Consider the following 11,534-nt stretch of genomic DNA (forward strand, 5'->3'; position numbering starts at 1 on the left):
CGGCGATGCTGAAAGTCGAGAATCTCTACAAGGCCTTTGGTGGCGTCGTGGCGATGAATGATGTCTCGCTGGATTTCCCGACCGGGTCGCTGACGGCGATCATCGGGCCGAACGGCGCGGGTAAGACGACCTTCTTCAACCTGATCTCCGGCCATATCCGCCCGGATCGCGGGCGGGTGCTGTTCGACGGCCAGGATCTGGTCGGCCGCTCCAGCCTGGAGATCGTACGCCGGGGCATCGGTCGCGCCTTCCAGGTGGCCTCGATCTTCCCCAGCCTGACCTTGCGGGAAAGCCTGATGGCGGCGGTGATTTCGCACCGCCGGCAATCGACGCAGGTGCTCACCCGCTTCCCGCTGCAAAGTGCGGCGGACCGGGTGGAAGAGATCATGGCGCTGCTGGAACTGACCGCGAAGGCCGATGTGCTGTCGCGCAGCCTGTCGCATGGCGACCAGAAGCTGCTCGATATTGCGCTGGCGCTGGCGATGGACCCGAAAGTGCTGCTGCTCGACGAGCCGACGGCGGGCATGGGGCCGGAGGAGCGCTGGCAGATGATCGACAAGGTCTATCGCCTGTGGGAGGCGGAAAAGATGACCCTGGTGTTCATCGAGCATGACATGGGCATCGTCTTCAAGATCGCTCAGACCATCCGCGTGCTGAAATACGGTGCCGTCCTGGCCGAGGGCACGCCGGATGACATCCGCAGCAACCCGGATGTGATCGATGCCTATCTCGGTACCGATCACGATGCCACCGTCTCTGCCGGGGAGGGCTGACCATGACCCAGGCCATGCTTGAGGTGAAGGGCATCGACGTCTTCTATGGCGCCAGCCAGATATTGTTCGGTGTCGACCTGACGGTGGAGAAGGGCCAGACCATGGCGCTGCTCGGCCGCAACGGCGCGGGCAAGAGCACGACCTTCAAGGCCATCGCCGGCATTGCCCCGCCACGCCGGGGCGAGATCAATCTGGCCGGCGTGACCGTCTCGGGCCGCAAGCCCTACCGCATCGCCCGGGCCGGCATCGGCTATGTGCCGGAAGACCGGCAAGTGTTCCCGGAACACAGCATCGAGGACAATCTCGTCATCGGCACCAAGAAAGGTCCGAATGGCGAGGATTACTGGACTCTGGAGCGGGTCTATGAGGCGTTCCCGATCCTCGCCGGCATGCGCCACCGCATGGCCGGCCGCCTGTCCGGCGGCGAGCAGCAGATGCTGACCATCGCCCGCACCCTGATGGGGAACCCGGAAATCCTGCTGCTCGACGAGCCGTCCGAGGGGCTGGCGCCAATCATCGTGCAGGCCATCGGCGATCTGATCCGGCGATTGCGGGACATGGGGGCGACCATCCTGCTGGCCGAACAGAACATGCATTTCTGCCTCGGCATCGCCACTCATGCGACCGTGGTCGATAAGGGGCAGATCGTCTATCGCGACACAATCGAGGGGTTGAGGGCGAACGATGCCATCAAGCAGCGCTATCTCGCCATCTAAAGCCCGGAATGGGGCCCGGAAAGGCAGCAACACGCCGGAGGCGCTGTTGGCGCTGTACCGGCAGATGCTGCTGATCCGGCGCACCGAGGAGAGGCTGTCCCAGCTTTTCGCCGATGGCGAGGTGCCGGGCTTCATCCATCTCTCCATCGGGCAGGAGGCGATTGCCGCCGGGCTGGGATCGGTGCTGGAGCGCAAGGACACCATCGCCTCGACCCATCGCGGCCACGGCCACGCCTTGGCCAAGGGCGTCGAACTGAACGGCTTTTTCCAGGAAGTGATGGGAAGGGAGACCGGCGTGTGCAAGGGGCGGGGCGGCTCGATGCATGTCGCCGACATGTCGGCCGGCATGCTGGGCGCGAACGGTATCGTCGGCGCCGGCATGCCGATCGCCGTCGGCAGTGCGCTGGCCCATCAGGTGCGCAAGACCGGCGGCGTCGGCGTGGTCTTCTTCGGCGATGGCGCGCTGGCCGAAGGCGTGCTGCATGAGAGCCTGAACCTGTCCGCCCTGTGGCAGCTGCCGGTGCTGTTCGTGTGCGAGAATAATGGCTGGTCGGAATTCTCCCCGACCTCGAAGCAGTTCGTCGCCCCGCTGGCCAAGCTGGCCGACGCCTTCGGCATCCCGGCCGAGACCATCGACGGCAATGATGTCGAGATCGTCGCCGAAACGGCGGGCCGGCTGGTCTCCGAAATCCGCAAGGGTGGCGGGCCGCGTGTGCTGGAATGCATCACCCAGCGGGTGCGCGGCCATTACGAGGGCGATGCGCAGAAATACCGCGACCCGGCCGAATTGAAGGACCGCGACAAGATCGACCCGCTGCCGCGCGCGGAGTCCCGCCTGTCGCTGCTGGGCGTGTCCGAGGCCGTGCTGGCGGCACTGGAGACCGAGGTGATGGCCGAGATCGACGCCGCGACCGAGGCAGCGCGCGCCGCCCCCCTGCCGGAATTCGTGGCGGCGCAGGCCGATGTCTATACCCCGGCGGGAGTGTAGCGATGGCAGAGCTTCGCTACGTCCGTGCGCTGAACCAGGCCCTGTCCGACGCCATGGCGGAAGACCCGTCTGTCATCGTCTTCGGCGAAGATATCGCGGCGGCTGGCGGTCCCTTCGGCGTGACGCGCGGCTTGCTGGAAGCCTATGGCGAGGACCGTGTGCGCGACACGCCGATCTCGGAAGCCACCATTGTTGGCGCCGCCGTGGGCGCGGCGATGACCGGGCTGAAGCCGGTGGTCGAGATCATGTTCATGGATTTCGTCGCCATCGCGATGGATGCCATCGTCAACCAGGCGGCCAAGGCGCGTTTCATGTTCGGTGGTCAGGGCAGCGTGCCGATGGTGGTGCGCCTGCCGCATGGCGGCGGCGTCTCCGCCGGGCCGCAGCATTCGCAATGCCTGGAGGCATGGTTCGCGCATATCCCCGGTCTGAAAGTGGTGTGCCCGGCCAGCGTCGCAGATGCCTATGGGCTGATGCGCGCCGCCATCGATGATCCCGATCCGGTAATCATGGTGGAGAACAAGGCGCTCTATGCCCGCAAGGAGGATGTGCCAGACGATCTGCCTGTCGTGGAGATTGGCAAGGCCCGCATCGCCCGGCCCGGCCGGGACGCAACCATCGTGACCTATGGGGCGGCGCTCTACACCGCGCTGGACGCCGCCGACACGCTGGCGGGCGAGGGGGTGGAGGCCGAGGTGCTGGACCTGCGCTCGCTGCAGCCCTGGGACGAGGCGGCGGTACTGGAGTCCCTGTCGCGCACCCACCGGCTGGTGGTCGCGCATGAGGCGGTGGAGGCCTTCGGCATCGGCGCGGAGATCGCCGCCCGCATGGCCGATATCGGCTTCGACGAGCTGGACGGCCCGATTGTCCGTGTCGGCGCGCCCTTCATGCCCGTGCCGTTCGCCAAGACCCTGGAGCAGGGCTATCTGCCGGATGCCGGCCGAATCGCCGATGCCGTCCGCAAGACCCTGGCCTGAAACCGTAACGAGGAACATTCCCGATGAGCGAGCAGACAGTCCTGACCGAAGTGAAGGGGGCAATCGGCATCATCACCGTGAATAGGCCGGAGGTGATGAACGCGCTCGACGTGCCGACCGTGCTGGCGCTGGAACAGGCGCTGGACGGGATGGAGAAGAACAAGGATGTACGCGTCATCGTCGTCACCGGCGCAGGCGAGAAGGCCTTCGTGGCCGGGGGTGACATTGCCGACATGAATTCCCGGCAGGCGCTGGACCACTACATCGAGTTTGCCGAGGTGATCCACCGCGTCTTCCGACGGTTCGAGCTGTCCGACAAGCCGACCATCGCCGCCGTCAACGGCTGGGCGCTGGGCGGCGGGACCGAGCTGCTGCTGTCGCTCGACATCCGCATCGCCGCCGAAACCGCGAAGGTCGGCCTGCCGGAAATCACGCTGGGGCTGATTCCCGGTGCCGGCGGTACGCAGCGCATGATCCGCCAGATCCCGCTGTGCAAGGCGAAGGAGCTGATGTTTGCCGGCGCCCATATCACGGCGGCGGAGGCGCTCAGCTTCGGCCTGATCAACCGTATCGTGCCGAAGGACCGGCTGATGGCGGAGGTGATGGAGTTGGCCGAGCGTATTGCCCATAAATCGCCGCTGATCCTGAAGGTGATGAAGCGCACCATCCGCGACGGTGCCGATATGCCGCTGCCCTCGGCGCTGGCGCATGAGCAGGCGATGGCCAGCCTGATCTTCGACAGCGCCGATGCGCATGAGGGATGCACAGCCTTCTTGGAGAAGCGGAATGCCGTCTTCACCGGCAAATAAGGGCCAGGCGCTGACCGATCTGGTGATGCCGAAGCTGGGCCTCACCATGACGGAAGGCGTGCTGGCTGAATGGAAGGTAAAGCCCGGCGACAGCGTGTCGGCGGGGGCGGTGATCTTCGTCGTCGAGACCGACAAGATCGCCAATGAGGTCGAAGCCCCCAGCGCCGGCACGATTGCCGAGATTCTGGTCCAGACCGGCGAGACCGTGCCGGTCGGCACCGCCGTCGCGCGCTGGACCGGGAAAGGGTTCATCGCCGAGGCGCCAGATGCGCCCGAGCCTGCTATGGAAGCGCCGAAACCGGTTCCGGTGCCGGCCTCGGCTGGTGAGCGGGTACGGGCGACGCCGCTGGCCCGCCGCATCGCCAAGGCGCAGGGCGTCGATCTCCACGCCATTGCCGGCAGCGGGCCGGATGGGCGCATCAAGGCTGCCGATGTCACGGCGGCGGCCAAAGCGGTTCCATCCTCTCCGCCCTCTGCCGAGGGCGAGCGTATCGCGCTCTCCGCCAAATATTTGTCCATGGTGCGCCGGGTCGTGACGGCCAGGCGCGAAATACCGGACTTCCAGATCGTCCGCACCGCCGATGTCGGCGCGCTGCTGGAACTGCGCGCGCAGCTGAACGCTGCCGGCGGACGGAAGATCAGCGTCAACGACATGGTGCTGAAGGCGGCCGGTCGGGCGCTGCTCACCGTGCCGCGGGCCAACCGTATCTGGGATCATGACGCCCATATCGCCTTCACCACCACCGATGTCGGCATGGTGGTGAACAGCGAGGAGGGGCTGTTCATCCCCATCCTGCGCGATGTCGGGCGGCTGCCGCTCGACCGGCTGGCGGGCGACAGCGCCGACGCCGCCGCAAAAGCCCGTGAGGGCCGGCTGGGTGCTGCCGACATGACGGGCGGGGCGATCAGCGTCTCCAATCTCGGCATGTTCGGTGCGAAGGCGCTCACGCCGATCATCAGTCCGCCGCAATCCGCCATTCTGGGCATCGGTGCTGTGGAGCAGCTCTTCCGCCCGGACAGTCAGGGCAAGCCGGCGCTGCGTCAGGAAATGACGCTTACTTTGTCCTGCGATCACCGCGTCTATGACGGCGTGCTGGCGGCCCGGCTGCTGCAGGCCATCGCCGAGGCGCTGGAGGCGCCGCATTCGCTTCTTCGTACCGAAGATTGAGGCATTGACCATGGATTTCCTGCTTAACGAGCAGCAGAAGATGATCATCGAGACCGCCCGCAAGGTGGGCGGGGAATATGGTCTGGAATACTGGCGCGAGATTGACGCCAAGAAGCAGTTCCCCACTGAAATCTGGAAGGCGATCTGCGAGTCCGGTCTCGCCGCCGCAGCCCTGCCGGAGGAGCATGGCGGCAGCGGCCTCGGCATGCTGGAACTGGCGCTGATCGTCGAGACGCTGGCCGCGAGCGGCGCCGGCTCCACGGTCGGGCAGCTGTTCATGAACAACCCGATCTTCGGCGGCGTCGGCATCTCGCGTTTCGGTACCGAGCAGATGAAACGCGACTATCTGCCGAAGCTGGTCAGCGGCGAGATGCTGTTCTGCATGGCGCTGACGGAACCCGATGCCGGCTCCAACAGCCTGGAAATCCAGACCTTCGCCAGGCGGGAGGGCAATGGCTTCCGCATCAATGGCCGCAAGATCTGGATTACCGGCGTGCCGCAGGCCGACAAGGTGCTGGTGATCGCCCGCACCCAGAAGGCCGAGGATGTGAAGCGCCGCACCGACGGCATCACCATGTTCCTGCTCGACCGCGACCGAGAGGGGCTGACCCACACCCCCATCGAGAAGGTCGGCACCAACACGCTGACTTCCTCCATGGTGTTCCTCGACGATGTCTGGGCCGGGCCGGACGAGATCGTCGGTACCCTCGACATGGGCTGGCATGAGTTGCTGGACGTGCTGAACACGGAGCGCATCGTCACCACCGCCTGCCTGGTCGGCACGGCGCAACTGGCCATCGAGCTGGCGGTGAAATATGCCGGGGAGCGCAAGGTGTTCCGCGGCGCGCCCATTGGCTCCTACCAGGGCCTGCAGTTCCCGCTGGCCGAGGCTTATGCCCAGACCGAGACCGCGCGGCTGATGAACTACAAGGCGGCCAGCCTGTTCGACAGCGGCCTGCCCTATGGCAGCGAGGCGAATATCGCCAAGCTGATCGCCGGCCATGCCAGCGCCCAGGCGACAGACCGCGCCATGCAGACCATGGGCGGCATGGGCTATGCCAAGGAAAGCTATGTCGAGCGGCTGTGGCGCGACGCCAGGCTGTTCCGCATCGCGCCGATCTCGGAGGAGATGATCCTGAACTTCATCTCCATCCATAACCTCAAGATGCCCCGTTCCTACTGAGCACACGGCCATGGTCAATCTCAGCGCCTTCATCCGCTTTCATGCCACCCGCACGCCGGACAAGCTGGCGCTGATTTACCAGGACCAGCGCATCACCTATGCCGATCTGTGGGCGCGCATCCAGGCGCTGGCGGCGTGGATGGACGGGCAGGGCATCGGCGAGGGCGATGTGGTGGCGGTGTTCATGAAGAACTCGTCCTCCTTCATCGAGATTGCCTTCGCCACCTCCTATCTGGGCGGCGTCTTCCTGCCGGTGAATTTCCGGCTTGCGGCGGATGAGGTAGCCTATATCACCGGCAATGCCGAGGCGAAGCTGGTCTTCGCCGACAAGGAGTTCCAGCCGGTGGTGCGCGACCTGCCGCATACCGTGCTGCTGGATGCGGCAGCGCAAAAGGATATCCGCGCTCTGACCGGCGCGCCGGCCGCCATTCCGCCGCAGCGTCCGCGCCAGCCGGACGACCTGTTCCGGCTGATGTACACGTCGGGCACGACCGACCGTCCCAAGGGGGTGATGCACACCTACGACAATTACTATTGGAAGAATATGGAGCAGGCGATTTTCCTGGGGCTGACCCGGGAGGACCGCATCCTGACCGTGGGCCCGCTCTACCATGTCGGTGCCTTCGACCTGCCCGGAACGGCGGTGCTGTGGGTTGGCGGAACCATGTGCATCCTGCGCGATTTCGACCCGGCCGAGATGCTGGCGACCATCGAGCGCGAGAAGCTGACCTGCGCCTGGATGGCCCCGGTCATGCTGGGCCGCGCGCTGACGCTGGACGGGCGGCAGAAATATGATCTGACCTTCCTGCGCTGGACCATTGGCGGCGGCGAGAAGACGCCGGAAAGCCGCATCCGGGCCTTTACCGAGCTGTTCCCCAATGGCCGCTATATCGACGGCTATGGCCTGACCGAGACCTGCAGCGGCGACACGCTGATGGAAGCCGGCATGGAAATCGCCAAGATTGGTTCCACCGGCCGGCCGACAGCGCATTGCGAAATCCGCATCACCGATGATGATGGCCGGGAGGTTCCGGCCGGTACCCACGGCGAAATCTGCGTGCGCGGCCCGAAGGTCACCAAGGGTTACTGGAAAGACCCGGAGAAGACCGAGGCCAGCTTCTACCCCGAGGGCTGGTTCCGCAGCGGCGATGTCGGCTATGTCGATGCCGACGGCTTCCTCTACATCACGGATCGCAAGAAGGACATGATCCTGTCCGGCGGCGAGAACATCGCCTCGTCGGAGGTGGAGCGGGTGATCTACCAGATGCCGCAGGTCAGCGAGGTCGCCGTGATCGGCGTGCCGGACGAGCGCTGGGGCGAGAAGCCGGTCGCAATCATCGTGCCGAAGCCGGGCCAGACCCTGGCCTATGAGACGATGCGCGATCACTGCCGCCAGCATCTGGCCGGCTTCAAGGTGCCGAAGGAGCTGCATCTGCGCGAGGCACTGCCGCGCAACCCGTCCGGCAAGATATTGAAACGCGTGCTGCGCGATGAATTCCTGCCCGAAGATACCGACTAGGAGGAGGACACCATGACACTCTCCCGCACACTCGCCGATTTCGTTGTCTCCCTCGACCTTGCGACGCTGCCGCCGGAAGTGGTGGAGAAGGCGCGGGTCTGCCTTCTGAATGGCTACGGTATCGGCCTTGGTTGCCACAACACGCCCTATGCCCCGGTCGCGCGACAGGCGGCGCTGGCGATGGATGGCGAGCGGGCCGAGGGCGCCACCCTGCTGGGCGATGGCCGCAAGACCTCCATCGTCGGGGCGGCGCTGGCGAATTCCGCTTTGTTCCATGGCCGCGCGCAGGAGGATACCTGCGGGGCCGCCCATCTGGGCGCCATCATGATCCCGCTGCTGACGGCGATCATTGAGGCGCGCAACTACCCCGTCGCCCGGCTGCTGCCGGCGCTGATTGCCGGCTATGAGGTTGGCGGGCTTCTGGAAAAAACCTATGCCGGCAAGACCACGCCGGCCGGTCTGCGCGCCTCGCCGATCTATGGCACGCTGGCGGCGGCGGCAGCATCAGCCAAGCTGATGGGGCTGGATGCGGCGCAGACCCAGGCGGCCATCGGCAATGCGGCCAGCTTCGCCGGCGGCATATTGCAAAGCTTCGCTGATGGCACGGATGAATGGCGCTACCAGGTCGGCATGGCCGGGCGCAACGGCTTCGTTGCCGCCGAGCTGGCGCGCGCCGGCTCCGTCTCCGCGCCGCATGCCATCGAGGGCAAGGCCGGCTTCGTGCGCGCCTTCGCCCGTACCGAGTGCGATGTCGATGCGCTGGCGGCACGGCTGGGCAAGGATTGGGCGATCCTGCGCGTCACCTTCAAGCCCTTCCCGGTCTGCGCCTTCAACCAGACGCCGGTGACGGCGGCGCTGGAACTGAGGCAGGAGATCGCCGGTCGGGCGATCAAATCGGTCACGGTGACGATGAACCCCTACGAGACCGGCTATGCCGGCATGGATTCGGCAGGGCCATTCAATTCCATCTCCGGCACGCTGATGAGCATCCCGTTCTGCATCGCCGCCACGCTGGAGCGCGGCACGCCGACCATGCGGATGATGACGACCTATGACGATGCCACCGTGAACGCGCTGGTCGGGCGGGTCCCGCTGGTCAGCGACGAGGCCTTGCCGACGCTGTGCTGCCGCATTTCGGTGACGCTGGCGGATGGCGCGATAATCGAACGGTACGAGAGCAAGACCACCGACGATTTCGCCTATGATCGGGCGACCGATTCGGCGCTGATCCGCCGGGTCGGGGCGGAGACGGATATCCCGTCCGCCGTGTATGATCGGCTGGAGGCTTTTGTCTGGGGGCTGCCGGATGGCGATATCGGCGAGGTGCTGCGCTGCTTTGCCGCGCTGCCCAGCCTGCGCAAGGCGGCCTGATGTATGCGCAAACGCTTGATCTTCGGCGCGTGGAATATATGGTCGCACGCCATCGCGTAAATGGCGGTGCAGCGGCTTTCAACGAGGGGTATGCGTGAGCGCGACCAAGGAAAAGGAACAGCAAACGGACAAGCCGCGACGCCGTTCGCGCGCCGAACGCAGCGAGGAGACTCGCCAGGCGCTGTTCCAGGCGGCGGCGGAGATGGTCGGCGAGTATGGCTATGCCGAGGCGTCGATTTCCCGCATCACGGCGCGGGCCAAGGTGGCGCAAGGTACCTTCTACAATTATTTCGACTCGCGGCAGGATCTGTTCGACCAGTTGCTGCCGGCGCTCGGCGAGAAGATGCTCGCCTATATTCGCAGCCGGATGGGCGAGGCGACCGGTCCGGAACGCGAGGAGCGGCGCATCCGCGCCTATTTCGACTTCCTGCGCGACTATCCGGAATTCTACCGCATCCTGTATGAGGCTGAGACGCTGGCGCCGAAGGCGCACCGCCAGCATATCGACGCGATCGCCGGCGGCTATGCCCGCGCGCTTTCGCGCAGCTGGGAACGCGGCGAGATGCCGGGCTACGAAAAGCGCGAACTGGAAGTGGTCGCCTTCATGCTGTTGGCAGCGCGCGGCTATCTGTCCATGCGCTACGGCTTTAGCGGGGATCGCCCCGGCGCAATGCCGGAATGGGTGATCGAGGCCTATATGAAGTTTGTCCGGCACGGGCTGTACGACGCGCAAGCGCCGGGCAGCAAACCGACGTGAATAGCTACGGTTATTGACCTGATGGTGCTGCCGAAGAAAGGCACTTGTGCCGTCATCTTCAAGGGGGACATGATGCGCCACGCGTCCTGTAGGCCGCGCTTAAAATTTATGATGCGATGTGGCCTGCTGCCGGTTTGATGGACACCGAGATAGGCCCGTTCATGCTATGCCGGCCTCTCGTTCGAAGTCGATGGGGCTTTTGCCCCAAAAGGTTGTTGAAAGGCTCCGGGTACTTCGTCTTCAGTTCGTCGAGTGTGGACATGGATGCTCCCTTCGTTCGCTGGCGTGACGCCATTTGACGTCATTAGGGTCTGTCCTGTTTAGATTGAAGCATAGCCACTGTTTCTGAGGTAGTTGGCGCATTCATGGGGCGGGAAGGCATCGAGGGGTTGGCCGATGCGTTGCCATGTGGCCTCGGCGGTTCGCTCGCCAGCCTTACGCAGGAGCAGTTTGAGCTTGGCAAAGACCGGTTCGATCGGGTTGAGATCAGGGCTGTAAGGCGGCAGGAACAGCAGCTTGGCCCCGGCGGCTCTTATGGCCTTGCGCACGGCCTGCCCTTGTGGCTGCCGAGGTTGTCCATGATGACGATGTCGCCCGGCGAGAGGGTCGGCACGAAGAACTGTTCGACGTAAGCGGTGAAGAGTTGGCCGTTGATCGGTCCGTCGAGTACGCAGGGCGCGTCGATCCGGTCATGGCGCAGCGCCGCCACGAAGGTCAGCGTCTTCCATTTGCCGAACGGGGCCTTGGCGACGAGCTTTTGGCCGCGCTTCGACCAGCCCGTCAAGGGGGGCATGTTGGTCTTTGCCCAGGTCTCGTCGATAAAGACGAGGCGCCTTGGATCAAGCCGCCCCTGATACTTCTTCCACTGCGCCCGCCGCCGCGCGATCTTCGGACGATCCTGCTCGCTAGTGGACAGGTTTTTTTTAAGCTGTAGCCCGCCTTGCGTAAGCGGTGTTTTGCGGCCACGTAGACATCAAGGTCGGTGGAACGGCACCACATTCTTGCCGCGTATGAAGGCGATGGCGCCCTTGCTTTTCGAGTCAGTCGCCGATTCTTGCAGTGTAGTTCCACGGGAGCAGTTTGGTGATCTGGCTCTGCCGATGACCGCCGGCTATGGCGCTGAGGGTCGAGGCCAACCAGGCATGGGGATCGACGACGTTGAGCTTGCAGGTCTCGATCAGCGAGGCGATGACAGCCCAGTTTTCAGCTCCGGCGTCATGTCCTGCAAAGAGCGCGTTCTTCCGGTTGAGCGCAATAGGCCGGATGGTCCGCT

Annotated in this window: 11 protein-coding genes and 1 pseudogene; 10 read left to right on the plus strand and 2 right to left on the minus strand. The window is 65.0% G+C overall.

What is annotated here, in order from left to right; genetic code table 11:
• Nucleotides 1–5 precede the first annotated feature (5 nt).
• The 10 genes from MK313_RS13805 (at nt 6) to MK313_RS13850 (ending at nt 10,261) form a co-directional block, all read left to right on the plus strand.
• The gene (locus tag MK313_RS13805; RefSeq protein WP_008944220.1) at nt 6–773 is read left to right on the plus strand and encodes an ABC transporter ATP-binding protein; all 768 of its coding nucleotides are present in this window, start codon (nt 6–8) and stop codon (nt 771–773) included.
• Between the two features lie 2 nt (nt 774–775).
• Nucleotides 776–1,489, plus strand: a complete 714-nt coding sequence (locus tag MK313_RS13810) for an ABC transporter ATP-binding protein (RefSeq protein ID WP_008944221.1) — start codon at nt 776–778, stop codon at nt 1,487–1,489.
• A 46-nt stretch (nt 1,490–1,535) separates the two neighbouring features.
• Nucleotides 1,536–2,477, plus strand: a complete 942-nt coding sequence (locus MK313_RS13815; protein WP_008944222.1) for a thiamine pyrophosphate-dependent dehydrogenase E1 component subunit alpha — start codon at nt 1,536–1,538, stop codon at nt 2,475–2,477.
• A 2-nt stretch (nt 2,478–2,479) separates the two neighbouring features.
• Entirely contained in the window at nt 2,480–3,454 is a 975-nt protein-coding gene (locus MK313_RS13820) for an alpha-ketoacid dehydrogenase subunit beta (protein ID WP_008944223.1), read from the plus strand.
• 23 nt (nt 3,455–3,477) lie between these two features.
• The gene (locus MK313_RS13825) at nt 3,478–4,263 is read left to right on the plus strand and encodes an enoyl-CoA hydratase/isomerase family protein (RefSeq protein ID WP_008944224.1); all 786 of its coding nucleotides are present in this window, start codon (nt 3,478–3,480) and stop codon (nt 4,261–4,263) included.
• The gene (locus tag MK313_RS13830) at nt 4,241–5,431 is read left to right on the plus strand and encodes a dihydrolipoamide acetyltransferase family protein (RefSeq protein WP_287782258.1); all 1,191 of its coding nucleotides are present in this window, start codon (nt 4,241–4,243) and stop codon (nt 5,429–5,431) included. The genes MK313_RS13825 and MK313_RS13830 overlap by 23 nt, the downstream gene beginning before the upstream one ends.
• 10 nt (nt 5,432–5,441) lie before the next feature.
• Nucleotides 5,442–6,614 (plus strand): acyl-CoA dehydrogenase family protein, encoded by a 1,173-nt coding sequence (locus tag MK313_RS13835; protein ID WP_008946340.1) that lies wholly within the window; start codon nt 5,442–5,444, stop codon nt 6,612–6,614.
• Between the two features lie 10 nt (nt 6,615–6,624).
• Nucleotides 6,625–8,133: a long-chain-fatty-acid--CoA ligase gene (locus MK313_RS13840; RefSeq protein ID WP_008946341.1), complete on the plus strand. Its 1,509-nt coding sequence runs from the start codon at nt 6,625–6,627 to the stop codon at nt 8,131–8,133.
• Between the two features lie 12 nt (nt 8,134–8,145).
• The gene (locus MK313_RS13845) at nt 8,146–9,504 is read left to right on the plus strand and encodes an MmgE/PrpD family protein (RefSeq protein WP_287782261.1); all 1,359 of its coding nucleotides are present in this window, start codon (nt 8,146–8,148) and stop codon (nt 9,502–9,504) included.
• 94 nt (nt 9,505–9,598) lie between these two features.
• Complete coding sequence (locus MK313_RS13850; RefSeq protein ID WP_008946343.1) at nt 9,599–10,261, plus strand: TetR/AcrR family transcriptional regulator; 663 nt, start codon at nt 9,599–9,601, stop codon at nt 10,259–10,261.
• Nucleotides 10,262–10,581: 320 nt separating this feature from the next.
• Here the strand turns inward: MK313_RS13850 and MK313_RS13855 are convergent.
• Nucleotides 10,582–11,198: pseudogene (locus MK313_RS13855) on the minus strand (IS630 family transposase); the annotation flags it as partial.
• Nucleotides 11,199–11,301: 103 nt separating this feature from the next.
• Nucleotides 11,302–11,534, minus strand: a 233-nt coding sequence (locus MK313_RS13860; RefSeq protein ID WP_287782263.1) for a transposase domain-containing protein, incomplete at its 5' end; no start/stop codon positions are given.

It is taken from the genome of Oceanibaculum sp. (genome assembly GCF_022449305.1).
In the GTDB taxonomy this organism is placed as follows: domain Bacteria; phylum Pseudomonadota; class Alphaproteobacteria; order Oceanibaculales; family Oceanibaculaceae; genus Oceanibaculum; species Oceanibaculum indicum.

Excerpts from the sequence above, each read along its gene's own strand:
- MK313_RS13805 (WP_008944220.1), top strand. The coding sequence starts at position 6 with ATGCTGAAAGTCGAGAATCTCTACAAGGCCTTTGGTGGCGTCGTGGCG.
- MK313_RS13810 (WP_008944221.1), top strand. The coding sequence starts at position 776 with ATGACCCAGGCCATGCTTGAGGTGAAGGGCATCGACGTCTTCTATGGC.
- MK313_RS13820 (WP_008944223.1), top strand. The coding sequence starts at position 2,480 with ATGGCAGAGCTTCGCTACGTCCGTGCGCTGAACCAGGCCCTGTCCGAC.
- MK313_RS13825 (WP_008944224.1), top strand. The coding sequence starts at position 3,478 with ATGAGCGAGCAGACAGTCCTGACCGAAGTGAAGGGGGCAATCGGCATC.
- MK313_RS13830 (WP_287782258.1), top strand. The coding sequence starts at position 4,241 with ATGCCGTCTTCACCGGCAAATAAGGGCCAGGCGCTGACCGATCTGGTG.
- MK313_RS13835 (WP_008946340.1), top strand. The coding sequence starts at position 5,442 with ATGGATTTCCTGCTTAACGAGCAGCAGAAGATGATCATCGAGACCGCC.
- MK313_RS13840 (WP_008946341.1), top strand. The coding sequence starts at position 6,625 with ATGGTCAATCTCAGCGCCTTCATCCGCTTTCATGCCACCCGCACGCCG.
- MK313_RS13845 (WP_287782261.1), top strand. The coding sequence starts at position 8,146 with ATGACACTCTCCCGCACACTCGCCGATTTCGTTGTCTCCCTCGACCTT.